Source organism: Caulobacter sp. P1_D6 (assembly GCF_056406095.1).
Genome location: NZ_JBFUAW010000001.1, coordinates 79,910 through 103,104 on the forward strand (window position 1 = coordinate 79,910; position 23,195 = coordinate 103,104).

Sequence of the window (23,195 nt, forward strand, 5' to 3'; positions counted from 1 at the left end):
CGCCCGGAAAGACGCCGGGCGCACCGAGGGTGACGGCGCGCCCGGGTGAGTTGTTCAGGACGAGGTAGTCCAAGATTGTCTCGATGAGACGCCTTGGACGTTACGCGGGAAGCCGGGGACGGACGACGGCCTGCCGCGCATGGTTCCATGCCGGTCTTCGATTAGAAGACTGGGATCAGGCGACCACCGGGATCGCGCCCGTCAGCATGGCCACGCCCAGCACCAGCAGGCTGGTCAGCACGGCCCATTTCAGCGCGAACCTCTGGGCGTCGGCGACGTCGACCCCCAGCAGGCCGCAGGCCAGGTAGATCGGCGCCAGCAGCGGGCTCATCGAGTGGACGGGCTGGCCGATCAGCGAGGCGCGGGCGATGGCGGCCGGCTCGATCCCGAAACCGGCGGCGGCGTTGGCGATCACCGGGACCACGCCGAAATAGTAGGCGTCGTTGGACATCACGAAGGTCAGGGGCATGCTGACCAAAGCGGTGATCGGCGCCAGGAATGGACCGATCTGCGGCGGGATGACCGCCAGGGCGGCGGTGGCCATGGCGTTGGACATGCCCGTACCGTTGAGGATGCCGGTGAAGGCCCCTGCCGCGAACAGCAGGACGACGACATTGACGACATTGTCGGCGTGGGCCGCCAACCGGGCCTTCTGGTCCGAGACCCGGGGATAGTTGACCGTCGCGGCCACCGCGAAGGCGCCCATCATCAGCACCGGCAGCGGCGCCAGGCCCAGGATCATCCCCAGGATCAGGCCGACGGTCAGAACCAGGTTGAACCAGAAGAGTTTCGGACGGCGGATGGCGGCGCGCTCGGCGTCGAGGGTCGGCGGCAAGGCCGTGACAGCGGCGCCGGGGTCGGCGGTCCCGGCCACGCCGGTGAACGCCAGGCGCTTGCGTTCCGATTTCCCGAACAGCCAGGCCAAGCCGAGAACGCCGAGAAGACCCACGCCCATGGCCGGCAGCAGCGGCCCCACGACGTCGGCCAGGTCGACATGGACGGCGGCGGCGGCGCGGGCCGAGGGACCGCCCCAGGGCACGTAGTTCATCAGCGAATTGGACAGGCCCAGCAAGGTCGCCAGGATCAGCGGGTTCATGCCCACCCGGCGATAGACCGGCAGGAAGGCGGTGATCACGATCAGCGCCGTGGTCGTGCCGTCGCCGTCGATCGAGACCAGCATGGCCAGGATGGCCGTGCCCAGGCTGATCCGCATCGGATCCTCGCCGACGACCGCCAGCACCTTGTTGACCAGCGGGTCGAACAGGCCCGCGTCCATCATGATCGCGAAGTAGAGCACGGCGAACGACAGCATCAGCGCCGTGGGCGCGACCTGCCCTACCCCCTTGAGGATCATCTCGCCCAGCCCGGCCCCGGCGCCGGCCAGAAGTCCGAACACGATCGGCACGACCAGAAGCGCGGCGATCGCCGACATCCGCTTGGTCATGATCAAGATCATGAAGGTGACCACCATCGCCAGACCAAGCACGGCGGGTTGAAGCAGCAGCTCGATCACGAGGCGATCTCCGGGCCGGCCAGGGGCCGCCTTTTCAGGTGAGTTGAGGTCAAGGCTCGGCCGAAGTCTTGCGCGTTCGACGAGGTAGCGGTGTAAGGAAGGAATAGCGGGCCGGACTCGAGCCGGCCTTGGGAGATACGGAACGTATGGCGACGAAACCGGCAGGCCAAAGTCCAGACCTGAGCACGCCCCTGGCCGACCCGCCGCAGACCGAGCCGGCGACACACACGGTCCTGATGCGCCTGCGCGAAATGATCGTCACCGGACAGATCCCCCCGGAAACCCGTCTGCGGGCCGAGGGCCTGGCGACCGAGCTGGCCGTGTCGCGCACTCCCATCCGCAGCGCCCTGGCCGTGCTGTCGGCCGAGGGTCTGGTCGATTACGGGATCAATCGCGGCTACACCGTCCGCGCCGTGACCATCGGCGACGTGTTCGACTCCATCGAGGTTCGGGCCGGGCTCGAGGGCCAGGCCGCGCGGATGTCGGTGGACCTGGGCTGGGAGGCCCCGGCGCTGGATCGGCTGGCCGACCTGGTCCACCGGGGGCGCGCCATCCTGGATCGCGGCGAATGGTCGGAGAAAGCCGAGATCGAGTGGTACGAGCTGAACCACGCCTTCCACCGCTCGATCCATCACGCGTCGCAGAACAAGGTGCTGCGCAACGCCATCCGGATGACCCTGATCTATCCGGTGTTCGGCGACCCGGCCCGGCTGTGCCCCAGCGTGGCGGCGGCCGTCCCGCTGCGCCTGAGGCAGGTCGCGGCGACCACGCCGGAGCACCTGCTGTCGTCGCAGGGCGACCACGAACGGCTGCTCGACGCCATCCGACGCCAGGACAGCGCCGAGGCGGGCCGGATCATGACCGACCATGTCCTCTCTACGAAACGCCGTCTTCATGCGATCGCCACCCGCCGCTGATCGATCATCAGTCTCTGGACCTCAGCCATAACGTCATCCAAGAACGTTCGCAATTGCATCCATTTTTAGGCGGAGCGGAATGGGCGTGCGCCGGGAGCGGTTTTCAGCTTTCCGGCCGTGCTTTCCGGGCGGATGAAGTGGTTCCGACGCTCGACGGTCCTCGATCCGCCACCCGCGGCATCGTTTCATCCGAATTCCGCATTGGCCCTGCCCCTCCGCCCCTGGCCTAACCAGCCAGGGTTTCGTCCGAGGGGGTTTTCATGAGCCAAGCGCGCCACTACCGCATCGCCGTCATTCCCGGCGACGGGATCGGCAAGGAAGTCGTCCCCGAAGGGCTGCGGGTGCTGGAGGCCGTCTCCGCGCGCTACGGCTGCACCTTCGCGTTCGACCATTTCGACTTCGCCTCGTGCGACTACTATCTCAAGCACGGCCAGATGATGCCGGACGACTGGAAGAGCCGGATCGGCGGCCATGACGCGATCTTCTTCGGCGCCGTCGGCTGGCCCGAGGCCGTGCCCGACCACGTTTCGCTATGGGGCTCGCTGATCCAGTTCCGTCGCGAGTTCGACCAGTACGTCAATCTGCGGCCGGTCAAGCTGATGCCGGGCGTGCCCAGTCCGCTGGCCAACCGCGCGCCCGGCGACATCGACTTCTACGTCGTGCGCGAAAACACCGAGGGCGAATACTCGTCGATCGGCGGACGGATCTTTCCCGGCACGCCGCGCGAGATCGTGATGCAGGAGACGGTGATGACGCGGGTCGGCGTCGACCGCATCCTGAAGTTCGCCTTCGAGCTGGCCCAGCGCCGCGAGAAGAAGCACCTGACCTCGGCGACCAAGTCCAACGGCATCGCCATCACCATGCCGTACTGGGACGAGCGGGTCGAAGCCATGGCCCCGGCCTATCCCGACGTGCGCTGGGACAAGTACCATATCGACATCCTGACAGCTCATTTCGTGCAGCACCCGGACTGGTTCGACGTGGTGGTGGCCTCCAACCTGTTCGGCGACATCCTGTCGGACCTGGGCCCGGCCTGCACCGGCACCATCGGCATCGCGCCGGCCGGCAACATCAATCCCGAGCGCGCCTTCCCCTCGCTGTTCGAACCGGTGCACGGCAGCGCGCCGGACATCGCCGGCCAGGGGATCGCCAATCCGGTGGGGCAGATCTGGTCGGCCGCCCTGATGCTGGACCATCTGGGAGAACGCCAGGCCGCCGCCGCCATCGTCGCGGCGATCGAATCCACCCTGGCCCAGCCCGCCCTGCGGACCCGCGACCTCGGCGGCCCGCTGTCCACGGAGGCCTGCGGGCGGGCGATCGCCGACGCGCTGGTCTGAGCGGGCCTTGCGTCGTGCAATCGCCGCCGCCTGCCCTATATGTCGGGTCTCGCCACCACGGACCGCGCCATGACCAAGCCCCTGAAGATCGACTTCGTCTCCGACGTTTCCTGCCCGTGGTGCATCGTCGGCCTGGGTGGGCTCGAGGCCGCGCTCGAGCGGGTCGGCGACTTGGTCGACGCCGAGATCCATTTCCAGCCGTTCGAGCTCAATCCGAACATGCCGCCCGAAGGCCAGAACATCGTCGAGCACGTCGCCGAGAAGTACGGCGCGACGCGCGAGCAGTCGGCGGCCAACCGTCAGGCCATCCACGACCGGGCCGCCTCGGTGGGCTTCTCGATGGTCACCGACGAGAACAGCCGGATCTACAACACCTTCGACGCCCATCGCCTGCTGCACTGGGCCGGGCTGGTCGGCGACCAGAAGGCCCTGAAGCACGCGCTGTTCGAGGCCTACTTCACCGACAACCAGGATCCGTCCGACCACGAGGTGCTGGTCGCCGCGGCCATTAAGGCAGGGCTGGACCCGCACGCCGCCCATCAGGTGCTGACCTCCGGCCAGTACGCCCGGGAGGTCCGCGAGGCCGAACGCCATTGGCAGGCGGCGGGGATCAATTCGGTGCCGGCCGTGGTGATCAACGACCGCTACCTGATCTCGGGCGGTCAGCCGCCGGAGTATTTCGAACAGGCCCTGCGCCAGATCGCCGCCGAAGGCTGACCGGCGTTCGGTCAAATTTATTTACTTCAAAGCGGAGCCTTAGTGGGTCGGGGGCGTTTACTCTCCGAACGGGGATTATCGCATGACCAATCCGACTTCGGCCCAGACCACTTTCGAGCGCGAGCTCGTCAGCCTGATTCCGCACCTGCGCGCCTTCGGCCGCTCGCTGACCGGCAACGCCAGCCACGGCGACGATCTGGCCCAGGACGCCCTGGCCAAGGCCCTGGCCTCGCGCAACTCCTACCAGCCGGGCACCAACATGAAGGCCTGGACCTTCATGATCTTGCGCAACGTCTTCTATTCGGAAAAGCGCCGCTCGTGGCGCTCCTGCGCCCTCGACCCTGAAGTCGCCGAGCGCACCCTGGTGTCGACGTCCAATCCGACGGCCGCCCTGGAACTGGACGAGATGCGCCGGGCGCTGGACATGCTGCCGCCCGACCAGCGCGAGGCCCTGATCCTGATCGGCGCCGCGGGCATGTCGTACGAGGAAGTCAGCGAAGTGACCGGCGCGGCGCTGGGCACCATCAAGAGCCGCGTCAGCCGGGCTCGCGACCGCCTGGCCCTGATCTTCGCCGAAGGCCACATCACGGAAGACCAGAAGCCGGCCCACGCGGCCATGGCCTCGATCTTCCGGCAGATCGACGACTACCGGACGGCGCGCCAAGCCGCCTGACCGGGCAGTCTCGAAAGCAAACGAAGGCGGCGCCTAGTGCGCCGCCTTTTTGCGTGGGATCAGGTGGATTACACCGACGATCACACCGCCGACGATCAGCCCCACCACCGCCGAGCAGGCCGCCATGGCCAGCCAGCCGGTCACCGCCCCGACGCCAGGAACCGAGCCCGCCCAGTGCGAGGCGGCCTCGACCCAGTGCGGCACGGGGGTCAGGTGGAAATGCTCCAGCCCGTGGACGATGATCCCGCCGCCGACCCACAGCATGGCGGCGGTGCCGATCACGGTCAGGGCCTCCATGGTCACCGGCATGGCCTTGACCAGCCCACGCCCGAAGGCCCGGGTCGCGCGGTTTGGCCGTTGCGCCATGTGCAGTCCGATGTCGTCCATCTTCACGATCAGCGCGACGACGCCGTAGACGGCCACCGTCAGCGCCACCCCGATCACCGCCAGGGCGGCGGCCTGGACGGCCAGCGGCTTGTCGGCCACGTCGGCCAGGGCAATGGCCATGATCTCGCCCGACAGGATAAGATCGGTGCGGATCGCGCCGCCCACCTTCTGGGCCTCGAGCTCGGCGCTGCTCAGCGCCAGGTCCTCGATTTCCTCGCCCGCCACTTCGTGGTGCGCGAAGGCCTCGATGATCTTCTCGGTGGCCTCGAAGGCCAGATAGGCCCCGCCGACCATCAGGATCGGCGTCACGGCCCACGGCGCGAAGGCGCTGAGGATCAGCGCGCCCGGCAGCAGGAACAGCAGCTTGTTGCGGAACGAGCCGAGCGCGATCTTCCAGACGATCGGCAGTTCACGGTCGGGCGTGAACCCCATGGCGTAGCCGGGGGTGACCGCGGTGTCGTCGACCACCACGCCCACGGCCTTGGTGCCCGCCTTGCCGGCCGCTGCGCCCACGTCGTCCAGCGAGGCGGCGGCCAGCTTGGTGATGCCGGCGATGTCGTCGAGAAGGGCGGCGAGGCCGGAGGGCATGGGGGATTCCTGTTCGCGTTGTCGTCCTACGCGAATAGACCGGACCGCGCGCTGCGGTCGAGCCCTAACCCTTGTTCAGAACCGCGTCGGCCTTCCTGCCGATCCGCTTTTCCTCGGCCTTGGACATGCGGCCGGCCTTCACGGCCTGGCTGGCGCGGGCCTTGGCGTTGCGGGCATGGGCCTTGTCCTCGATCGGATAGGCCCGCCTCTCGGGCTCCGCGAAGGCCTTGTCCGGCAGTTTGTCGCGTTTCTCTGTGTTCAGTTCGGCCATGACGGTCAGTCCTTGGGATGGGCCAGCCCCAGCGCCTCGACCGGCGCGTCGTCGTCCTCGGGGGTGACGATCTCGGCTGGCTCGGCCTGCCGCGCCAGGTCGCGGGCGCCGACGCCCCCGCCGTGCTGGATGTTGAGGTTGGCCTCGACGGTCGAGGGGTCATAGGTGTCGTCGACTTCGTCGCCGTTGGTGACGTCGGGTTCGGCCATGGCAGTTCTCCATCTCTCCCAGAGCCAACGACCGCCGTGGTCAGGACGTTCCCGCAGATTCCCTGCAACCTTCGTCAGAATAAAATCAGCCCCTGTGGCAGTTGCGATATGGCGGCGGCACGCCAGATATTCGAGACGCCGGCGCGAGGTCGGCGAGCCCTTTCAGAGACCGTTTCATGCCCACCTTGTTCGATCCGCTCGTCGTCGGCGACCTTGAGCTTCCCAACCGCGTCGTCATGGCGCCGCTGACCCGACTGCGGGCCGGCCCGACCCAGATCCCCAACGCCCTGATGGCCGACTACTACGCCCAGCGCGCCTCGGCGGGTCTGCTGATCACCGAGGGCGTGCCCGTCGTCCCGCAAGGCGTCGGCTACCAGGGCGTGCCCGGCATCTGGTCGCAGGAGCAGGTCGAGGGCTGGAAGCAGGTCACCCAGGCCGTGCACGACAAGGGCGGCCGCATCTTCATGCAGATCTGGCACGTCGGCCGGGTCTCCGACCCGTCGTTCCACGGCGGCGAGGCGCCCGTCGGCCCCAGCGCCATCGCGGCCAAGGGCGACGTCAGCCTGCTGCGTCCCCAACGCCCCTACCCCACGCCCCGCGCCCTGACGACCGAGGAAGTGGTCGGCGTGGTCGAGGCCTTCCGCAAGGGCGCCGAGAACGCCAAGAACGCCGGCTTCGACGGCGTCGAGATCCACGGCGCCAACGGCTATCTGCTCGACCAATTCCTGCAGGACGGCTCCAACCAGCGCACCGACCGCTACGGCGGCTCGATCGAGAACCGCGCCCGCCTGATGCTGGACGTCGCCGACGCCGCCGCCTCGGTGTTCGGCCCCGGCCGGGTCGGCATGCACCTGGCCCCGCGCGCCGACAGCCACTCGATGGGCGACAGCGATCTGGCCGCGACCTTCGGCTATGTCGCCAAGGCGCTGGGTGAGCGCGGCATCGCCTTCATCTGCGCCCGCGAATACGACGGCCCCGACAGCCTGGGCGCGGATCTCAAGAAGGCGTTCGGCGGCGTCTATATCGCCAACGAGAAGTTCACCCGCGAGACCGCCCAGGCGGCCCTGGACGCCGGCAAGTTCGACGCCGTCGCCTTCGGCAAGGCCTACATCGCCAATCCGGACCTGGTGGAGCGCCTGCAACTTGGCGCGCCGCTCAACGATCCCGACCCGACCACCTTCTATGGCGGCGACGGCCGGGGCTATACCGACTACCCGGTCCTGAAGACGCTCGCCACGGCAGCGGCCGAGTAGCCGGAAGCGTTCCGAAGGCGGGATTTCCGCCCAAGCCTGTATCCGCTGCGCCAATTGCCGCGTTGGGTCTTCACCACGCGCCGCGTAGCGGATACAGGCTTAACCATGAGCAAGACCAACGATCACTGGAAGACCGTTCTGCAACGCGGCGCCAACGCCCTGGCCTTCCGGATCACCAGCCCGCCCACCGCCGTCAAGCCGACCATGGTCGCCGAGCCGGCGCCCCAGAAGCGCGCCCTGCCCGTCATGGTCTATCACGCGGTGGCCGTGTGCGCCCTGGTCGACGGCTGGGTGGCGGGCGGAGAAGGTCAGGTCCTGATCGACCGGCCCGCCGTCCTGACCCGCCAGAAGCTGGCCAACGCCAAGGCCGCCGAACCGCCCGGCAGCACCCAGTCGCCGTTCTCGACCGGCTACGCCGCCGACTACCGGCTGGAGTTGGCCCGCCTGGCCTGGCTGGCGATCATCGACGACCCGGCCGGTCGTCTCGAAGCCCTGGCTGCGGTCTACACGCCGCCGGAGCCCCGGGTGAAGCTGGTCTAGGCGCCCGCTCTACCAGGCGCCGGTGTTGGGCATCGAGGCCCACGGCTCGGCCGGTTCCAGATTGCCGTCCTGCAGCAGTTCGATCGAGATGTTGTCGGGCGAGCGGACGAACGCCATGTGGCCGTCGCGCGGCGGGCGGTTGATGGTCACGCCCATGTCCATCAGCCGCTGGCAGGTTTCGTAGATGTCGTCGACCCTGTAGGCCAGGTGGCCGAAGTTGCGGCCGCCCTGATAGTCCTCGGGATCCCAGTTGTAGGTCAGCTCGACCAGCGGCGCCTTGCGCTCCCTGGCCAGTTCGACGTCTTCCGGCGCGGCCAGGAAGACCAGGGTGAAGCGCCCCTTCTCGTTCTCCATCCGATAGGCCTCGGTAAGGCCCAGGCCTTCGCAATAGAAGCGTAGCGAGGCGTCGAGGTCCTTCACGCGGACCATGGTGTGCAGATAGCGCATGGGCGGCTCCTGAAGTCGGATGGGCTTGAGGCAGGATACAGCGGCGGCCCTCCAGGCCGCACCCCACATTTGTCGGCTGGAACGGCCGTGACGACCTATTCGGCGCGCGCGCCCTGGCCTTGCAGGACCTGCTGGGCCCGCTCGACGGCTTCCATCAGATTGCCCAGGGCCAGGCCCTCGGGGCTGTCGGCGCGGTAGATGTCGCGCAGGGCCGGCACCCGGTCCTTGCAGGCGGCCATGGCGTCCAGGGCCCGATCGATCTTTCGCGTCAGCATGTCCGTAATCGCCGTTGATGTTCTACATTCGTTCTACAATGGCGGTTTTCGGATATCAATCGACGACCGCCCCCGCCTCCACAGGTTTCTCCCGAGTCTGCCGCCGCCACAACGCCGCGTATTCGCCGCCGGCCTCCAAAAGCGCTGCGTGAGGCCCGCGCTCCACAACCTTTCCCCGGCGCAGCACGACGATCTCGTCGGCGTCGGCGATGGTCGACAGGCGGTGGGCGACGACCAGGGTCGTACGCCCCGCCCTCGCCTTGCGCAGGGTGGCCTGGATGGCGGCCTCGGTGCGGCTGTCCAGGGCGCTGGTCGCCTCGTCCAGGATCAGCACGCGGGGATCGGCCAGCAGGGCCCGGGCGATGCCCACGCGCTGGCGCTCGCCGCCCGACAGCTTCAGCCCGCGCTCGCCCACCTTGGTGGCCATGCCCTCGGGCAGATTGCGGATGAACTCGCCCAGTTCCGCCGCCTCGGCGGCGGCCCAGACGTCGGCCTCGGAGGCTGATGGACGAGCGAAGGCGATATTGGCCATCAGGGTGTCGTTGAACAGGGCCACGTCCTGCGGCACCAGGGCCACCGCCTGGCGCAGCGAGGCCTGCTTCAGGGCCTTCAGATCGTGGCCGTCCAGGGTGACCCTCCCGGCCTGGGGATCGATCATCCGCAGGGCCAGCCGCACCAGGGTGGTCTTGCCCGCGCCCGACGGGCCGACGATGGCCACGGTGGTCCCCGGCTGGGCGGTGAAGGTCACGCCCTGCAGGCCCTCCGAGCGCGCGCCGTGGCGGAACGACACCTCCTCGAAGGCCACGGCCCCGCCGCGCCGGTCGGCGGGCGGCGGCAGGTCGATGGCGTCATCCGCGTCGGCCACGTCCGGCTTGGCGCGGCGCAGATCGAGCATGGCCTCCATGTCGATGAACGACTGGCGGATCTCGCGATAGGCGAAGCCCAGGATGTTCAGCGGGCCATAGAGGTTGACCAGGATCAGGATGGCGGCGGTGACGTCGCCGGGCCCGATCCGGCCCGCGGCCGCCTCGCCCCCGGCCAGGATGGCCATCACGCCCAGGCCCAGGCTCATCACCGCCGACTGCACGGTGTTGAGCAGGGTCAGCGAGTTGGTCGCCTTGATGTTGGCCGCGCCGTAGGCGGTCAGGGCGGCGTCGTAGCCGCCCACGGCCCTATCCTCGGCCCCGAAGGCCTTGACCGTCTCGTAGTTCAGCAGCGCGTCCACGGCCCGGCCGGCGGCTTCCGCGTCGGCCTCGTTCATCACCCGTCGGTGGCCGATCCGCCAGTCCGAGATCGTGAAGGTCACCACGCCGTAGATCACCACCGTGACCACCGCCGTCAGGGCGAAGCGCCAGTCATAGGCCTTGGCCAGCACGATGGCGGCCATGATCAGCTCGACCGCCGTCGGGGCGATGTTGAACACCAGGCCGCGCAGCAGGAAGTCCATCGACCGCGCGCCGCGATCGATCACCCGCGACAGCGAGCCGGTGCGCTTGGTCTGGTGGAAGTCGATCGACAGCGACAGGGCGTGGGCGAAGGTCTCGACCGCCGCCCGGGTCTGGGCCGCCTGGGCCACCGGGGTGAACACCGCGTCCCGCGCCTGGGGGGCGACGGCGGAAATGAAGCGGATCAGAGCCCAGCCGCCGGCCAGGGCCGCGAACGTCAGGCCGACCTGGACGGCGGCCCCCTGCCCCGCGCTCAGCGCGTTGACCGCCTTGCCCAGCAGCAGCGGGGCGATAACGCCCAGGAACTTGCCGGCGAAGGTGAACACCAGGGCCAGGGTCACGCGCCAGCGCAGGCCGGGAGCCTTGGAGCGCATCACCAAACTGAACAGGTCGGCCAAGGCCTTCCAGCCGTTGGCCTTCACCTCGGGAGCCGCGACCGCGCCGGCCGCGGCGCCGGATCGCGACGCCATGCCTCTCACTGAGCGCCGCCCAGCAACTGGGTGGTCTGCAGGCCGCCGCCCGGCGTCATCCAGTCGACGCGCCAGCCCGTAGCCTTCAGGGTCGAGCGCACCGGTCCGTCGGTGGGCGGCAACGGCGGGCTGACCTCGATGACCACCTGCTGCTCGCCGCCCTCGCCCGCCACCTGGATGGTGTGGGCGCCTTCGGTCAGCGGCTGGTCGAGGGAGATCGAGAAACGGCCGTCCTCGCCGATCTTGCCTTCGCCGCGCGTGGCGCGGTCGACGCGCACGCCCAGGCCCGCGCCCGGCGTGCCGACGCCGGAAACCACGCCGCCGCCGCCGCGGTCGTAGTCGATCGCCAGGATGCGCGGCGACAGCGAGGTCTGCCCCATCACCTCGGCCCCGGCCCCGGCCCGCAGCAGCACCGCGGCGCCGGTCGGCGCCACCATCAGATAGCCCTGGGCCTGCACGGTCCGGCCGTCCATCGTCATCGACAGGCCGTAGAGCCGGGGCTCGGCGGCCAGGGGCGTAACCAGCCGCCAAGCGCCGGCCGCGTCGGCCTTGCCGACCAGCGCCTCGCCAGTGGGGGCGCCCAGCCGCACGCTGGCCTGGGGCTCGGCCTGGCCCGACAGCGCCACGGCGTTTCCCTGAAGGATCGCCGACACCACGCGCGGCGGCTTCAGATAGCCGGCCTGGGGCGAAAGCTGTTCGGTCTTGGCCGCCGCCGGATCGCGCCGCCAGCCCTTGTCCTCGCGGCCGCAGGCTCCCAGCGCCAGGGTGGCGACCGCCGCGACGACCCATGCCGACTTGAAGCTGGCTGACTTGAAACCGATCTCGCGAATCCTGATCATGGCGTATCCAACGGCCGACGACGCCCCGGCGGCCAATTTTGCTTGGGTGTTCACGTGCGGCGCGCCGACCTTCTCCACAAGGACCGGCGCGCTGTTTATTTTTCTGGAGTGGACGACGATGCCCGACCTGTCCAGCGGCCAAGCCGCCGCCGCGGAGGCCGCCCAGGACGCCAAGCTCGCGGTCTGCGTCTATTGCGGCTCGTCGAACGCGGCCGCCCCGGCCTTCCTCGAGGCGGCCTTCGAGATCGGCGGCGACTTCGCCAAGGCCGGATTGAAGCTGGTCTACGGCGGCGGCGGCGTGGGGCTGATGGGCGCGACGGCGCGCGGAGCCCACGCGGCCGGCGGCCAGGTGCTGGGCATCATCCCGGAATTCCTGCGGGGCCGCGAGCAACCGTTCGACGACGTCGAGACGGTGATCGTCACCTCGATGCACGAGCGCAAGATGATGATGTTCGAGCGCTCGGACGCCTTCGTCGTGCTGCCCGGCGGCATCGGCACCCTGGAAGAGATCATCGAGCTTCTGTCCTGGCGGCGCCTGGACCTGCACCGCAAGCCGATCGTCTTCCACAATCCCGACGGCTTCTGGGATCCGCTGTTCGCCCTGCTGCGGCACACGATCGACCAGGGCCTGACCCCGCCTTCCCTGGCGGACTGCTGGCGGGTGGCGGAAAAAGCCAGCGACATAACGCCCGCCCTACTGGCCTGGCTTGCGGAAACCGGGCAAGAAGACGCGTCTTCAAACGTTCGTTTGTTGACTTAGTTGCGAAATGCAACGCATTATGTCCGGTAGTCGACCTCCCAATGTCGACCTAGGGGATAATAGGAAACAAACATGCGTATCTTCGTGACCGCGCTCGTCGCGGCCTCCGCCCTGTCCACTCTTGGCATGGCGACCAGCGCCTTCGCCGCCGAGGGCGCCGTTCTCAAGCTGCAGGCCCCCAGCAAGGCCCCCACCCTGATCCAGGACGGCGCCATGTGGCGCTGCAACGGCGACGTCTGCGCCGCGCCCCAGGTCAAGTCGCTGCCGATCGGCCGCGCCTGCCGCAAGGTGGCCGCCGAACTCGGCGCGATCGCCACCTTCAACTATCGCGGTCAAGAACTGGACGCCGCCGGCGTCGCCGACTGCAACACGGCCGCCAAGCCGTAGATCGACTTCCTCGCACGCCGTGTCGAAACGACGCGGCGTGCGTAACGGCTTGCGCCTCCTCGCCCTGGATCGCCCGCCCGCGCGTCGATTTATCCGCGCCGCACCTCCAGACATGGTAAGGCTCCCCGCAAGGCGCGCAGACGCGCCATCGGCTCGTGCGCCTTCCAGGCGTAACGGCCCGCCACGCGCCAGACATACGGGCGCTCCGCACCGACCCTGAAAAACGACAACCGGTGAGCCTTTCGCCGGACGCAACACGCACCGCCGGGCCAGCGCCCGCTCGCGGTCGCTTGCGTCCCGCCCCGCCGCGCGTCCCGACCTCTCAAAAGGAAAACCATGTCCAAAGGCAGCCGCGAAATCCGCAAGCCCAAGACCGTCAAGCCCAAGGTGATCGCCGCCGCCGCGCCGGTTCTGCAGTCGACCCTGGCGCCGCGCAAGAAATAGGTCCGTCGACGCCCAAGCGGCGTCCAGACCGCCCCGGCGCGTCACGGACCGCCTCAACCCACAGCATTTTTGGCGCGCCACGGCCGCCATCCAGGAGCGTCAGCCTTGATCGCCTATCTCGTCCTTGTTCACCGCTATCCCGAGCAGTTCAAGCGCCTCTTCAAGGCCATTCACGACCCCGCCAACCACTACCTGGTGCATGTCGACAAGAATTCCGGCCCGGCCCTGGAAGCCGACATCCGCGGCTTCCTGGCGGCCTATCCCAACGCCGCGGTGCTGGAGAGCAAGAAGGCCCTGTGGGGCGGCTACAGCCTGGTCGACGCCGAACTGCGCGGCATGGCCAAGCTGCTGGAGATGGGCAAGGACTGGACCCACTTCATCAACCTCAGCGGCCAGGACTTCCCGCTGATGACCCAAAAGCGCATCAAGGCCTTTCTGACCCGCAACAAGGGCCAGGAGTTCATCCGGGTGCTCGACCAGGCCCAGGTCCGTCCCGACACCATGGGCCGGGTGCTGCAATATGTGGAGGAGCTAGGCGGCCGCATCATCGACACCCTGGCCACCCGCCTCTTCCTCGACGGCGCCACGCCCTATATCGGCACCCAGTGGAAGATCGTCAGCCGCACGTTCTGCGACTTCGTCTGTCACGATCCGTCGGTCGAGCGGTACAAGGCGTTCTATCGCAACACCTTCATCGCCGATGAGGGCTTCTTCCAGACCGTGATCATGAACACCATCGCCCATGGCGAGGTGGTCAATGACGACAAGCGGATGATCGACTGGATTGCGGACGGCGACATCAAGCTGCGCCCCCGCACGTTCACGGCCGTCGACGCCGTGTCGCTGACGACCAGCTCGGATCTGTTCGCCCGCAAGTTCGACACCGAGGTCGATAGCGAGATCCTCGACATCCTGGAGGCCCACCTGCGCACCCAGGACGTCGCCAATGTCGATCGGACCCCGGTTCGGGCTCCAGTCCTGGGCGAACTGCTGACCGCCTAGCCAGACGTCGGGCGGACGGGGAACGCCCCGTCCGCCTTCTCGCCTACTTCTTCGAACCCTTCGACGGCTCGGCGACCGGCGGCTTGGGCGTCTGCCTTCCGCCGACCAGCATCCCGCCGATCAGGGCGAAGGACAGCATGGCGTGGTTCATTCTCGATACGTTCATTGGCGGCGTCTCCCAGACTCGCTTGAAAAACCAACAGGCCGTTGGACCAGGAGACGCGCGCGGCTTACAGGGGCTCCCACCCTCCTAGTCGTCAGCGCGTCGTCGACAAGCATGCGCCGAGCGGAACAGGACGCAAGAAAAATCATCCGAACCCTGACGAAATCCGCGTACGGACGAACGGTTCGGAAAGCCCGATTTTCCCCGCTGGAGCAACGGTTCGCGCACGGAGCGCCGCACTTTCCCGCCGGGCGATCTAGTGGATTGTCCGAGATTCCGGCGCGCCGAGCGGCCAGGCTTGCCCGCCGCGCCGATGATCGCGGCGGCGGCGCGCAGCATGGCCTCGTCGATGCGCGCGACCTCGCAGCCGACCAGCTCGGCGGCCATCTCCGGCAGGTCGGCGCACAGCCGCAGCTGACCCGCGATCCGTTGCAGCACAAAGCCTTCCTCGAGGTCCGGATCGTTGGCGACCACGCCCACGACCAGCGAAAGCGCCACCTCCAGCCGGTCCGCCTTGGCCTTGGCCTCGCGCACCTGCTCCAGCAGAAGCTGGGCGCTGGCGTCCATGGCGGTCAGGGTTTCGGCCAAGAGTTGGGCGGTGTTTTCGAGGCGGGCGTCGGTCACGATGAGATCCAGCAAGTTGTCCTGCCGGGTTGAACGGACCCGCGCCCAGGAACAGGGTGAACAAAAGCCAAGACCGCAAAAGAAAAGCCGCCCGCGACGGCGTGTCGCGGGCGGCTCCTGCTCTTTTCGATGCTCGTCCGTAGGCGGTTTAGGCCGCCTTGCCGCTCACGGGGCCGAACGACAGCGATTCGTAGCGCCGCAGATGGTGGTCGACCGAGCCGAACAGGCCTTCGATGATCGAGGCGCGCTTGAAGTAATGGCCGATCGCCAGCTCGTCGGTCATGCCCATGCCGCCGTGGATCTGGATGGCGTTCTGGCCGACGAACTTGCAGGCGCGGCCGATGCGGACCTTGGCGGCCGAGACGGCCTTGGCGCGCTCGGCGTCGCTTTCGTCCAGCTTGATGGTGGCCATGTAGGTCATCGACACGGCCTGCTCGACCTCGATGAACATGTCGACCATCCGGTGCTGCAGCACCTGGAAGTTGGAGATGGCGGTGCCGAACTGCTTGCGCTGCTTGGCGTAGTCCAGGGTGCCTTCGTGCAGCTTGCGCAGCACGCCCACGGCCTCGGCGCCGACGGCGGCGGTAGCCTCGTCCAGCACCTTGTTGACCAGGGGCAGACCGCCGCCCTCTTCGCCGATCAGGGCGTCGGCGGGGATCGAGACGTTCTCGAAATAGACTTCCGAGGCGCGGCCGCCGTCGACCGTCGGATAGTCGCGGGTGACGATGCCCGGCAGGGTCTTGTCGACCAGGAACACCGACACGCCGCCGGTGTCGCGCTGGGCGCCGCCGGTGCGGGCGGTGACCACCAGATGGCTGGCGAACGGCGCGCCGACCACCACGGCCTTGTGGCCGTTCAGGACGTAGCCCGAGCCTTCCTTCTTGGCCGTGGTCTTCAGGTCCTGCCAGGTGTAGCGGCCCTGCGGCTCGGCATAGGCGAAGGCGATGGTGGTCGTGCCGGCCACGATGCCCTCGATCACCGACGCCGCGCCGGCGTAGCCCGAGTGCTTCATGAAGCCGCCGCCGATCACCACGGTGCCGAGGTAGGGCTCGATGACCAGCGCCTTACCGAACTCCTCCATGATGATCATGTTGTCGATGGCGCCGCCGCCCAGGCCGCCCAGCTCCTCGCTGAACGAGGCGCCCAGGATGCCCAGCTCCTCGGCGAAGGCCTTCCAGTAGTCGGCGCGCCAGCCGCTCTCGGAGGCGACGATCTTGCGGCGGGTCTCGAAATCGTACTTGTCCTGCAGGAAGCTCGCGACCGTGTCGCGGACCATCGACTGCTCTTCGGTGAAGTTGAAATCCATCCCAGGTTTCCCGTCTCTGTCTTGCCCCGCGCGGCTCGGCCGGCTTCGGGGTCGCGGTGATCGTGTCGGAAGTCTCGGCGAGCGGCCCGGCCGCCCGCCGTCAGGTTCGGGTCGCTAGAGCCCCAGCACCATCTTGGCGATGATGTTGCGCTGGATCTCGTTGGAGCCGCCGTAGATCGACGTCTTGCGGACGTTGAAATAGGTCGGGGCGGCGCGATGGGCGAAGTCGGGGCCGATCGGGTGGGCGTTGTCGCCGTCCTTGGGGAAGCCCCGGAAATACGGCGCGTCGTAGTGACCGGCGGCTTCCAGGACCAGCTCGGTGATCCGCTGCTGGATCTCGGTGCCCTTGATCTTCAGGACCGAGGATTCCGGACCGGGGCCCTTGCCGGCCGCTTCACCGGCCAGGGTGCGCAGCTCGGTGTATTCCAGGGCGGTCAGGTCGATCTCGAGATCGGCGACCTTGCGCTTGAAGTCCGGGTCGGTCAGCAGCGGCTGGCCGTCGTCGCCCAGCTCGGTCGAGGCGATCTGGCGGATACGCTCGATGCCGCGCTTGGAGCGCGCCACGCCGGCGATGCCCGAACGCTCGTGGGCCAGCAGGAACTTGGCGCAGGTCCAGCCCTTGTTCTCGTCGTAGATGCGGTTCTCGACCGGCACCTTGACGTTCTCGAGCCAGACCTCGTTGACCTCGTGTTCGCCGCCCAGGGTGATGATCGGACGGACCGTGACGCCCGGCGACTTCATGTCGATCAGCAGGAACGAGATGCCTTCCTGGATCTTCGCGACCGGGTCGGTGCGGACCAGGCAGAAGATCCAGTCGCCGTGCTGGGCCAGGGTGGTCCAGGTCTTCTGGCCGTTGACCAGGTAGTATTCCTTGCCGTCGTCGCCGGTGAAGCGCTCGGCCTTGGTCTTGAGGCTGGCCAGGTCCGAACCCGCGCCCGGCTCCGAATAGCCCTGGCTCCACCAGATGTCGCCCGACAGGGTCGGCGGCAGGAAGCGTTCCTTCTGCTCGGGGGTGCCGAAGGTGTAGATCACCGGCCCGACCATGTTGATGCCGAACGGCAGGATCGGCACGCAGTCGGCGCGGGCGGTCTCTTCCGACCAGATGTAGCGCTGCACCGAGGTCCAGCCCGGGCCGCCGTACTTCTCGGGCCAGGCCGGGGCCACCCAACCCTTCTTGGCCAGGGTGCGGTGCCAGGACAGGAAGTCGTCCTTGGCCATTTCCTCGCCCTCCTCCTGCTTTTCACGCAGGCCGGCGGGGTAGTTCTCGGCGATGAAGGCGCGGACCTCGTCGCGGAACGCGACGTCTTCGGGCGAGAAATCGAGGTTCATGGCGGACTCCCGGAAATCGGCCCTCTTCGGGGGCCGTCTTTGACTTTCGGGAGTCACCTTAGAGTTCGAACGAGCGTTTGGAAAGATGACCTTAGCGTCAACGTAAACATTGTTCAGGTGACACCGTTAGAGGCCCTGGCGGACCTCGCAGGCCAGCCGCACCAAGGCCAGGGCGGTGACCCCGCCGACGCCTTCTTCCTCGACGATGTCGAGGGCGATCAGCGGCCGCTTGCCCAGCGCCTCCAGCAGACGGGCGTGGCCCTTGGCGGTTCCGACATGGCCGGCCTGGCAGTGGGCGACAAGGGCCGGGTCGATCGCGTGCAGCACCGCGGCGGCGGCGCAGGCGGCGTAGCCGTCCAGCAGCACCGGGATCTTCTGGACCCGGGCGGCCAGGATCGCGCCGACCAGGGCGGCGGTCTCGCGCCCGCCCAGTTGGCGCAGGGCCTCGAGCGGATCGGACAGGTCGCCCTCGCCTTTCGCGCGGTCCACGGCGGCGGCGATCGGCTCGGGCGCATCGCTCCAGTCGGAGGCCTCGCCGCCGAACAGGGCCAGGGCGATGGCGCCGGCGGCGCGGTCGGTCTCGGCGGCGATCACGCCGGGGATCAGCAGGTCGGGCTGCTTGGCCAGCGCCTCCATGCCGAAGGCCATGGTCGCGGCGCACTCCTTCTCGCTCATCGAGGCCTTGGCGGCCGCGTCGGGCGTCGGGCGGTCGATGGCCAGGTCGAAGGCTTCCAGCCCCGCGCCCTGGACGCCGGCGATGCGGCAGACATTGGCTCCGCCGGCAGCCACGGCCTCAAGGCGTTCGCGAGCATAGCCGCGCGGGCCCACGCCCTGGCGCGCGCCGGCGTAGAGGGCGACGACCGGGCGCAGCACCGCCGGCGGCGTCTTGCCGGTCCAGTCCGTCAGCCAGGCCGAGATCTCGGCCAGGCGGTCGCCGCCCTCGAAACTGGGGGGCGGAGCGGCCGGCGCGTCGGCGGCCAGGCGGCGGATGTCGTCGAAGGGGGAGGCGGCGGGAGAAGAAGAGGTCATGAGGCGCGGACTTAAGCCAGCCCGCGCCCGATGCAAAGCCTGGTCGGTCGATCAGGCCCCGGCGGGACCCGCCGTCGAAGCGGTCGTGACCATGGCCTTGCAGGCCCCGTCGCGCTCGGCGACCAGCGCGTCCTTCTGCGGCCCCTTGGCTCGGTCGCCTTCGCTGCGGGCCGCGCGCTCGGCGGCCTCGGCGCGATCCTGGACCAGCATGTCGCGGCTCTTGCTCTGGACCTTCACGAAGGCCTGCAGCGCCGCGGCGTCGACGGAACCGAGATTGGCGGCCTTGCTGAGGCCCAGGCAGCGCGAGGCGCGCACCAGTTCGCCGTCGCTGATGCGGTCGGCGGCCAGGGCCGGAGCGGCGGCGAAGGCGCAGAGAGCGGCGACCAGCGCCAGGTTCGACATACGCATGGATATCTCCTTGTGAAACGAGGAACGGAGAGGACGTGGTTCACTGGAACAGGACGCCGAAGCGGCCGGTCTTGCGCGGCCGGCCCGGAACGGCGACATACGGGTCATGACCTCGGCCACGCCCTCGAAAGCCCCGGATGGGGAAACGCTGACTTCGGCGCCGCGCCCTCCCCGTCCGATCGCGACGCCTTGCGTCAAGGTCTGCGCGGTGGACGGTCAGAGCGGCTTTTGCCTGGGGTGTCGGCGAACCCTTCCGGAGATCGCCGGCTGGGCCCGGTTGAGCGACGAGGAACGGGCCGCGATCATGGCCGCCCTTCCCCATCGCCCCGATCCGATGGCCAATCTGACGATCGGCCAGGGCTAGCAGGGTCTTAGTTCGACGTGTTGACGGCCGCGCCGGTCGTCGCGCCGCTCAGCCAGGCCGAGCAGGCGCCCGAGCGTTCAGCCAGCAGCTTTTCCTTCTTGGCGCCCTCGGCCTTGTCGCCTTCCTTCTGGGCGCCGGCGATCTTGTTCTTGGCCGAGACACGAACCGGACCCTCGCGGCTGGCGCTCTGGTCCCGCAGGAACGCGTCGATGCTGGCGGTGTCCACCTTGCCGAGACCCTCTGAAGCGGCGAGCCCGCGGCAGCGGGCGGCTTGCAGGAACTCGTAGTTGGTGGCGGAGGCGCCGGCCTGGGCGGCGCCGGCCAGGGCCGAGACGGCGACGACGGTCGCGACGATGATCGTTTTCATGGCTAATTCCCTCGATAAGCACTGAACTTGCGAGAGGTAATTTGCCGCAAAAACTTGCGACCCTTAAGTTAAATCGAAGTCATCTTGAACATTACGCAGATGTAACGATGTTATCGCTAAGTATTACAGTTTTTTAATTTGCCTATCGATTATCGATTAGTTAACTACGAACGGTCGCGCCGGGATCGATTCACCGGTTGAAAACCCATTCGCGACTATTCTCCCCGCAACGGTCGTAGAAACGGCCAGCAAGCCTGTACGGCGGGGTGACTTCGATGCTCAAGTTCGCGACCATCGCGATCGTAGGCGCGCTCTCGGCGGTCGGGGCGGCGAAAGCCGTCGTGTCGCTGGACGATCTGCGTCAGCCCGACCTGCGCGGCCCTGCCCCCGCCGCGGCTTCCGTCGACGACGGCGCCGCCCAGATCGTCAAGGCCGACGACGGCCACTTCTGGGCCGAAGCCAAGGTCGACGGCCGCGCCGTGCGTTTCCTGATCGACACGGGCGCCACCGCCGTCGCCCTCAGCCAGACCGACGCCAAGCGTCTGGGCATCGACACCAAGGCGCTGGACTACAACTACAAGGTCATGACCGCCTCGGGCGAGACCCGCGCGGCTTCGGTAAAACTGGCCAGCGTTTCGGTGGCCGGCGCCCAGGTGCGCGACGTCGAGGCCCTGGTCGTCGAGAAGGGCCTTGAGACTTCGCTGTTGGGCATGAGCTATCTGGGCCGGCTGTCCAGCTTCCAGGCCACGCCCCGCGCCTTGGTCCTGCGCTCCTAAGACTTCCCTTCGGAGCGTGACGGGCGCCGAAACCGGCATCCACTTTCGGCTGTCACGCTCTAGCCCGCGGCCGCTTCCAGCGTCCGGACTTCGCGCGCGTCGACCGCCTGGCGCACGGCCGCCACGGCGCGGTCGACCACCTCCAGCCCAGCGCCGGTCGCGACACCCTCGACCGTCAGGATCCGACGCCAGGCGCGCGCGCCCGGGAGTCCGTGGAACAGACCCAGCATGTGACGGCTCATCGCCGCCAGATGCACGCCCGCCGCCAGCTGGCCGGCCATGTAGGGCTTGTAGAGCTCGACCGCCTCGAAGGCGTCGACATCGGCGACATCCTCGCCGAACACCCGCCGATCAACCTGACCCAGGATGCCCGGCTCGTGATAGGCGGCCCGGCCCAGCATCACGCCGTCGACGTGTTCCAGCTGCTCCAGCGTCACGTCCAGGTCGGGGATGCCGCCGTTGATCACGATGGTCAGGTCCGGGCGCTCGACCTTCAGGCGGTGGACCAGCGGATAGTCCAGCGGCGGCACGTCGCGGTTTTCCTTCGGCGACAGCCCCTTCAGCCACGCCTTGCGGGCATGGACCACGAAGGTGGTGACGCCGGCCTGGGTCGACAGGTCGACCAGCTCGAACAGGGCCTGTTCGGGATCCTGGTCGTCGACGCCGATCCGGCACTTGACCGTCACCGGCACGGACACCGCCGCGGCCATGGCCGCCATGCAGTCGGCCACCAATCGCGGCTCGCGCATCAGGCAGGCGCCGAAGCGGCCGCTCTGCACGCGGTCCGACGGGCAGCCGACGTTCAGATTGATCTCGTCATACCCGTAGTCCTCGCCGATCTTCGCGGCGGCGGCGAGGTCGGCGGGCTCGGACCCGCCCAGTTGCAGCGCCACCGGATGTTGACCGGCGTCGAACCCCAGCAGCTTCTCGCGATCGCCGTTCAGCACCGCGCCGCTGGTCACCATCTCGGAATACAGCAGCGCCCGGCGCGACAGCACCCGATGCAGCGACCGGCAATGCCGATCACTCCAGTCCATCATGGGGGCAACGGAAAGCTTCGTCATAAATACTTGATTTTATTCACAATTTTTATCTGGAATCACGCCTTTGTCGAACTGGGGCCGACTATTGCGCGATTTCAACGAGTTACAGGATTTCGCGTGCAATAACACGCCCGAAATCACCCAACTTAACCGAGCTCGCCGCAGGCGGGCGAAGCTCTCACGGGCTTTCAGCAACGGCCGGTTCCGAAACCGATATCCGGGCAGGTGAACGACGATCGCGATGTTGTCGAAATGGGTCGGATGAGCGCGAACCGTTCGCCGGGCGAAACGGCGAAGGGTTCACGCCCATCCGACTGCCCTCCCCCAAGGGCAAGGCGGGGCGGTCAACAGGTATCGGTCCGCCCGCCAAACACTTCAGGCTCCGCTCTCGCCCGCACCAACCTGTGCCGCGGCGCCAGAACACCTTCCGGCGCCGCCGCGCGGCGCATCGTCAACTCATCCGGCCGACGGCGGGATCAGAATCTCTCCACGCCCCAGCGCGTCGGTGATCATCCGGTTGGCCTTCTCGCATCGGCGTTCGCCGAGGGAAGGATCCCCCACGTTGCTCCACCGGGCCTCGACGCCAAGCTCGCGCGTGTCCGCTTCGGCGGCGGCCAGATCGATCGCGCGTCGGAGCTCGGCCAACCGCCTGTCGGCTCCGGCCATGGTGACCCAGAAGCTTTTGTCCTGCTTTGCCGGCTCCCACACGCTCCCTGCGTCGGCCTCGGATTCAGGCGCGGACAGCGCCTCCCCGGTCCGGATCGGCGCGGCGCCCCCCTCGCCGCCGGTGATGAGGCTCTTGGCGCGGGTCAGGATGGCGCCAAGGCGCTTGAGCGGCGTCGAGCTAGGCAACCGCCCGGACCTTGTGCTCGTGGATCACCGAAGTCGCGAATTCCACGACCCTGTCGGTCAGGCCCGAGATGTCGTCTTCAGCGACGCCGTGATCACGGGCCCAGATTTTTATGGCGTGCCTGACGATGCCCGCGGCGGGATCGGCGGCGAGCGCGCTGGAGAATGAGTCGAGGGCGGTCTGAGGTCCTCTAAGGACAGCTGCGTCGAGAGACATGGCGAGGTTCCAGATGCAACGTGGAGAGATGTTCGGTCGGCGATTTCGTAAGGTAAGGGAAGACGGACCCGACCGATGGGGCAGTCGGGTCCGGAGGCGGCTTAATCGGCCAACGGTGCTTGGCCGAATGCGGTGTAGGTCGTAGCGACACTCCAGCGATGGCGATCGTCAGAGACGTTTTGCAGCCGCTCGACTGTGATCGTCGCGGCCTACGCTCGAAGGATGCCGAAGGGGTCGGCGCGCGGA

At 68.1% G+C, this 23,195-nt stretch carries 27 protein-coding genes and 2 pseudogenes; 11 read left to right on the plus strand and 18 right to left on the minus strand.

The features are described from left to right. Nucleotides 1-175: 175 nt before the first annotated feature. Nucleotides 176-1,513, minus strand: a complete 1,338-nt coding sequence (locus AC1DYP_RS00340; protein ID WP_477044630.1) for a CitMHS family transporter — start codon at nucleotides 1,511-1,513, stop codon at nucleotides 176-178. A 146-nt stretch (nucleotides 1,514-1,659) separates the two neighbouring features. Between AC1DYP_RS00340 and AC1DYP_RS00345 the strand changes: the two genes are divergently transcribed. The 4 genes from AC1DYP_RS00345 to AC1DYP_RS00360 all read left to right on the plus strand — a co-directional run bounded on the left by AC1DYP_RS00345 (nucleotide 1,660) and on the right by AC1DYP_RS00360 (nucleotide 5,157). Further along, complete coding sequence (locus tag AC1DYP_RS00345; protein ID WP_477044631.1) at nucleotides 1,660-2,430, plus strand: GntR family transcriptional regulator; 771 nt, start codon at nucleotides 1,660-1,662, stop codon at nucleotides 2,428-2,430. A gap of 260 nt (nucleotides 2,431-2,690) precedes the next feature. Continuing rightward, nucleotides 2,691-3,767, plus strand: coding sequence for a tartrate dehydrogenase (locus AC1DYP_RS00350; protein WP_477044632.1), 1,077 nt, complete (start codon nucleotides 2,691-2,693; stop codon nucleotides 3,765-3,767). 69 nt (nucleotides 3,768-3,836) lie between these two features. Further along, on the plus strand, nucleotides 3,837-4,484 hold the full coding sequence (locus AC1DYP_RS00355) for a DsbA family oxidoreductase (RefSeq protein ID WP_477044633.1): 648 nt from the start codon (nucleotides 3,837-3,839) through the stop codon (nucleotides 4,482-4,484). Between the two features lie 82 nt (nucleotides 4,485-4,566). Further along, complete coding sequence (locus AC1DYP_RS00360) at nucleotides 4,567-5,157, plus strand: sigma-70 family RNA polymerase sigma factor (protein WP_477033338.1); 591 nt, start codon at nucleotides 4,567-4,569, stop codon at nucleotides 5,155-5,157. A 33-nt stretch (nucleotides 5,158-5,190) separates the two neighbouring features. On the opposite strand, the gene AC1DYP_RS00365 is transcribed toward AC1DYP_RS00360, so the two are convergent. The 3 genes from AC1DYP_RS00365 to AC1DYP_RS00375 form a co-directional block, all read right to left on the minus strand. Next, a complete protein-coding gene (locus AC1DYP_RS00365; protein WP_477044634.1) occupies nucleotides 5,191-6,132 on the minus strand; it encodes a DUF808 domain-containing protein in 942 nt (313 codons plus the stop codon). 64 nt (nucleotides 6,133-6,196) lie between these two features. Continuing rightward, a complete protein-coding gene (locus AC1DYP_RS00370) occupies nucleotides 6,197-6,403 on the minus strand; it encodes a DUF6582 domain-containing protein (RefSeq protein ID WP_477044635.1) in 207 nt (68 codons plus the stop codon). Between the two features lie 5 nt (nucleotides 6,404-6,408). Beyond that, the gene (locus AC1DYP_RS00375) at nucleotides 6,409-6,612 is read right to left on the minus strand and encodes a hypothetical protein (RefSeq protein WP_477033341.1); all 204 of its coding nucleotides are present in this window, start codon (nucleotides 6,610-6,612) and stop codon (nucleotides 6,409-6,411) included. Between the two features lie 176 nt (nucleotides 6,613-6,788). On the opposite strand from AC1DYP_RS00375, the gene AC1DYP_RS00380 reads away from it, so the two are divergent. Both AC1DYP_RS00380 and AC1DYP_RS00385 read left to right on the plus strand, forming a co-directional pair. Then, the gene (locus AC1DYP_RS00380) at nucleotides 6,789-7,865 is read left to right on the plus strand and encodes an alkene reductase (protein ID WP_477044636.1); all 1,077 of its coding nucleotides are present in this window, start codon (nucleotides 6,789-6,791) and stop codon (nucleotides 7,863-7,865) included. A gap of 105 nt (nucleotides 7,866-7,970) precedes the next feature. Further along, nucleotides 7,971-8,405 (plus strand): hypothetical protein, encoded by a 435-nt coding sequence (locus tag AC1DYP_RS00385; RefSeq protein WP_477033343.1) that lies wholly within the window; start codon nucleotides 7,971-7,973, stop codon nucleotides 8,403-8,405. 9 nt (nucleotides 8,406-8,414) lie between these two features. On the opposite strand, the gene AC1DYP_RS00390 is transcribed toward AC1DYP_RS00385, so the two are convergent. From AC1DYP_RS00390 to AC1DYP_RS00405, 4 genes are all read right to left on the minus strand, one after another. Beyond that, nucleotides 8,415-8,852: a VOC family protein gene (locus AC1DYP_RS00390; RefSeq protein WP_477033344.1), complete on the minus strand. Its 438-nt coding sequence runs from the start codon at nucleotides 8,850-8,852 to the stop codon at nucleotides 8,415-8,417. Between the two features lie 95 nt (nucleotides 8,853-8,947). Further along, nucleotides 8,948-9,127: a hypothetical protein gene (locus AC1DYP_RS00395; protein ID WP_477033345.1), complete on the minus strand. Its 180-nt coding sequence runs from the start codon at nucleotides 9,125-9,127 to the stop codon at nucleotides 8,948-8,950. Between the two features lie 55 nt (nucleotides 9,128-9,182). Continuing rightward, nucleotides 9,183-11,042 carry an ABCB family ABC transporter ATP-binding protein/permease gene (locus AC1DYP_RS00400; protein ID WP_477044637.1) on the minus strand — a complete coding sequence of 620 codons (1,860 nt, stop codon included), beginning with the start codon at nucleotides 11,040-11,042 and terminating at the stop codon, nucleotides 9,183-9,185. Between the two features lie 5 nt (nucleotides 11,043-11,047). Then, nucleotides 11,048-11,881, minus strand: coding sequence for a hypothetical protein (locus AC1DYP_RS00405; protein WP_477044638.1), 834 nt, complete (start codon nucleotides 11,879-11,881; stop codon nucleotides 11,048-11,050). A gap of 118 nt (nucleotides 11,882-11,999) precedes the next feature. Between AC1DYP_RS00405 and AC1DYP_RS00410 the strand changes: the two genes are divergently transcribed. The 3 genes and pseudogenes from AC1DYP_RS00410 to AC1DYP_RS00420 form a co-directional block, all read left to right on the plus strand. Then, nucleotides 12,000-12,641 (plus strand): LOG family protein, encoded by a 642-nt coding sequence (locus tag AC1DYP_RS00410; RefSeq protein WP_477044702.1) that lies wholly within the window; start codon nucleotides 12,000-12,002, stop codon nucleotides 12,639-12,641. Nucleotides 12,642-12,713: 72 nt separating this feature from the next. Then, nucleotides 12,714-13,028, plus strand: coding sequence for a DUF8200 family protein (locus AC1DYP_RS00415; protein ID WP_477033348.1), 315 nt, complete (start codon nucleotides 12,714-12,716; stop codon nucleotides 13,026-13,028). Between the two features lie 453 nt (nucleotides 13,029-13,481). Beyond that, a pseudogene (locus tag AC1DYP_RS00420) lies at nucleotides 13,482-14,474 on the plus strand (beta-1,6-N-acetylglucosaminyltransferase); the annotation flags it as partial. Between the two features lie 43 nt (nucleotides 14,475-14,517). Here the strand turns inward: AC1DYP_RS00420 and AC1DYP_RS00425 are convergent. From AC1DYP_RS00425 to AC1DYP_RS00450, 6 genes and pseudogenes are all read right to left on the minus strand, one after another. Then, nucleotides 14,518-14,656: pseudogene (locus AC1DYP_RS00425) on the minus strand (hypothetical protein). A gap of 68 nt (nucleotides 14,657-14,724) precedes the next feature. Beyond that, the gene (locus AC1DYP_RS00430; protein WP_477044639.1) at nucleotides 14,725-15,261 is read right to left on the minus strand and encodes a hypothetical protein; all 537 of its coding nucleotides are present in this window, start codon (nucleotides 15,259-15,261) and stop codon (nucleotides 14,725-14,727) included. Between the two features lie 148 nt (nucleotides 15,262-15,409). Beyond that, a complete protein-coding gene (locus AC1DYP_RS00435) occupies nucleotides 15,410-16,567 on the minus strand; it encodes an acyl-CoA dehydrogenase family protein (protein WP_477044640.1) in 1,158 nt (385 codons plus the stop codon). Between the two features lie 114 nt (nucleotides 16,568-16,681). Then, nucleotides 16,682-17,896, minus strand: coding sequence for an acyl-CoA dehydrogenase family protein (locus AC1DYP_RS00440; protein ID WP_477044641.1), 1,215 nt, complete (start codon nucleotides 17,894-17,896; stop codon nucleotides 16,682-16,684). 126 nt (nucleotides 17,897-18,022) lie between these two features. Next, entirely contained in the window at nucleotides 18,023-18,925 is a 903-nt protein-coding gene (locus AC1DYP_RS00445; protein WP_477044642.1) for a nicotinate-nucleotide--dimethylbenzimidazole phosphoribosyltransferase, read from the minus strand. A gap of 51 nt (nucleotides 18,926-18,976) precedes the next feature. Continuing rightward, complete coding sequence (locus AC1DYP_RS00450; RefSeq protein ID WP_477044643.1) at nucleotides 18,977-19,333, minus strand: hypothetical protein; 357 nt, start codon at nucleotides 19,331-19,333, stop codon at nucleotides 18,977-18,979. A 106-nt stretch (nucleotides 19,334-19,439) separates the two neighbouring features. On the opposite strand from AC1DYP_RS00450, the gene AC1DYP_RS00455 reads away from it, so the two are divergent. Beyond that, on the plus strand, nucleotides 19,440-19,697 hold the full coding sequence (locus tag AC1DYP_RS00455) for a DUF1289 domain-containing protein (RefSeq protein ID WP_477044644.1): 258 nt from the start codon (nucleotides 19,440-19,442) through the stop codon (nucleotides 19,695-19,697). Nucleotides 19,698-19,704: 7 nt separating this feature from the next. On the opposite strand, the gene AC1DYP_RS00460 is transcribed toward AC1DYP_RS00455, so the two are convergent. Then, nucleotides 19,705-20,064, minus strand: coding sequence for a hypothetical protein (locus AC1DYP_RS00460; RefSeq protein ID WP_477044645.1), 360 nt, complete (start codon nucleotides 20,062-20,064; stop codon nucleotides 19,705-19,707). 275 nt (nucleotides 20,065-20,339) lie between these two features. Here AC1DYP_RS00460 and AC1DYP_RS00465 point away from each other — a divergent pair, with 275 nt between their 5' ends. Continuing rightward, on the plus strand, nucleotides 20,340-20,840 hold the full coding sequence (locus AC1DYP_RS00465) for a TIGR02281 family clan AA aspartic protease (RefSeq protein WP_477044646.1): 501 nt from the start codon (nucleotides 20,340-20,342) through the stop codon (nucleotides 20,838-20,840). Nucleotides 20,841-20,899: 59 nt separating this feature from the next. Here AC1DYP_RS00465 and dusA read toward each other — a convergent pair whose 3' ends face one another. From dusA to AC1DYP_RS00480, 3 genes are all read right to left on the minus strand, one after another. After that, nucleotides 20,900-21,904 carry a tRNA dihydrouridine(20/20a) synthase DusA gene (gene dusA / locus AC1DYP_RS00470; RefSeq protein ID WP_477044647.1) on the minus strand — a complete coding sequence of 335 codons (1,005 nt, stop codon included), beginning with the start codon at nucleotides 21,902-21,904 and terminating at the stop codon, nucleotides 20,900-20,902. A gap of 435 nt (nucleotides 21,905-22,339) precedes the next feature. Further along, nucleotides 22,340-22,735, minus strand: a complete 396-nt coding sequence (locus tag AC1DYP_RS00475; RefSeq protein WP_477044648.1) for a hypothetical protein — start codon at nucleotides 22,733-22,735, stop codon at nucleotides 22,340-22,342. Next, nucleotides 22,728-22,949, minus strand: coding sequence for a hypothetical protein (locus AC1DYP_RS00480; RefSeq protein WP_477033358.1), 222 nt, complete (start codon nucleotides 22,947-22,949; stop codon nucleotides 22,728-22,730). The genes AC1DYP_RS00475 and AC1DYP_RS00480 overlap by 8 nt, the downstream gene beginning before the upstream one ends. Nucleotides 22,950-23,195: the final 246 nt, after the last annotated feature.

Bases quoted from the DNA above. Each gene is read 5' to 3' on its own strand.
- AC1DYP_RS00345 (WP_477044631.1), top strand. From the start codon at position 1,660: ATGGCGACGAAACCGGCAGGCCAAAGTCCAGACCTGAGCACGCCCCTG.
- AC1DYP_RS00350 (WP_477044632.1), top strand. From the start codon at position 2,691: ATGAGCCAAGCGCGCCACTACCGCATCGCCGTCATTCCCGGCGACGGG.
- AC1DYP_RS00355 (WP_477044633.1), top strand. From the start codon at position 3,837: ATGACCAAGCCCCTGAAGATCGACTTCGTCTCCGACGTTTCCTGCCCG.
- AC1DYP_RS00360 (WP_477033338.1), top strand. From the start codon at position 4,567: ATGACCAATCCGACTTCGGCCCAGACCACTTTCGAGCGCGAGCTCGTC.
- AC1DYP_RS00365 (WP_477044634.1), bottom strand. From the start codon at position 6,132: ATGCCCTCCGGCCTCGCCGCCCTTCTCGACGACATCGCCGGCATCACC.
- AC1DYP_RS00370 (WP_477044635.1), bottom strand. From the start codon at position 6,403: ATGGCCGAACTGAACACAGAGAAACGCGACAAACTGCCGGACAAGGCC.
- AC1DYP_RS00375 (WP_477033341.1), bottom strand. From the start codon at position 6,612: ATGGCCGAACCCGACGTCACCAACGGCGACGAAGTCGACGACACCTAT.
- AC1DYP_RS00380 (WP_477044636.1), top strand. From the start codon at position 6,789: ATGCCCACCTTGTTCGATCCGCTCGTCGTCGGCGACCTTGAGCTTCCC.
- AC1DYP_RS00385 (WP_477033343.1), top strand. From the start codon at position 7,971: ATGAGCAAGACCAACGATCACTGGAAGACCGTTCTGCAACGCGGCGCC.
- AC1DYP_RS00390 (WP_477033344.1), bottom strand. From the start codon at position 8,852: ATGCGCTATCTGCACACCATGGTCCGCGTGAAGGACCTCGACGCCTCG.
- AC1DYP_RS00395 (WP_477033345.1), bottom strand. From the start codon at position 9,127: ATGCTGACGCGAAAGATCGATCGGGCCCTGGACGCCATGGCCGCCTGC.
- AC1DYP_RS00400 (WP_477044637.1), bottom strand. From the start codon at position 11,042: ATGGCGTCGCGATCCGGCGCCGCGGCCGGCGCGGTCGCGGCTCCCGAG.
- AC1DYP_RS00405 (WP_477044638.1), bottom strand. From the start codon at position 11,881: ATGATCAGGATTCGCGAGATCGGTTTCAAGTCAGCCAGCTTCAAGTCG.
- AC1DYP_RS00410 (WP_477044702.1), top strand. From the start codon at position 12,000: ATGCCCGACCTGTCCAGCGGCCAAGCCGCCGCCGCGGAGGCCGCCCAG.
- AC1DYP_RS00415 (WP_477033348.1), top strand. From the start codon at position 12,714: ATGCGTATCTTCGTGACCGCGCTCGTCGCGGCCTCCGCCCTGTCCACT.
- AC1DYP_RS00435 (WP_477044640.1), bottom strand. From the start codon at position 16,567: ATGGATTTCAACTTCACCGAAGAGCAGTCGATGGTCCGCGACACGGTC.
- AC1DYP_RS00440 (WP_477044641.1), bottom strand. From the start codon at position 17,896: ATGAACCTCGATTTCTCGCCCGAAGACGTCGCGTTCCGCGACGAGGTC.
- AC1DYP_RS00445 (WP_477044642.1), bottom strand. From the start codon at position 18,925: ATGACCTCTTCTTCTCCCGCCGCCTCCCCCTTCGACGACATCCGCCGC.
- AC1DYP_RS00450 (WP_477044643.1), bottom strand. From the start codon at position 19,333: ATGCGTATGTCGAACCTGGCGCTGGTCGCCGCTCTCTGCGCCTTCGCC.
- AC1DYP_RS00455 (WP_477044644.1), top strand. From the start codon at position 19,440: ATGACCTCGGCCACGCCCTCGAAAGCCCCGGATGGGGAAACGCTGACT.
- AC1DYP_RS00460 (WP_477044645.1), bottom strand. From the start codon at position 20,064: ATGAAAACGATCATCGTCGCGACCGTCGTCGCCGTCTCGGCCCTGGCC.
- AC1DYP_RS00465 (WP_477044646.1), top strand. From the start codon at position 20,340: ATGCTCAAGTTCGCGACCATCGCGATCGTAGGCGCGCTCTCGGCGGTC.
- dusA (WP_477044647.1), bottom strand. From the start codon at position 21,904: ATGACGAAGCTTTCCGTTGCCCCCATGATGGACTGGAGTGATCGGCAT.
- AC1DYP_RS00480 (WP_477033358.1), bottom strand. From the start codon at position 22,949: ATGTCTCTCGACGCAGCTGTCCTTAGAGGACCTCAGACCGCCCTCGAC.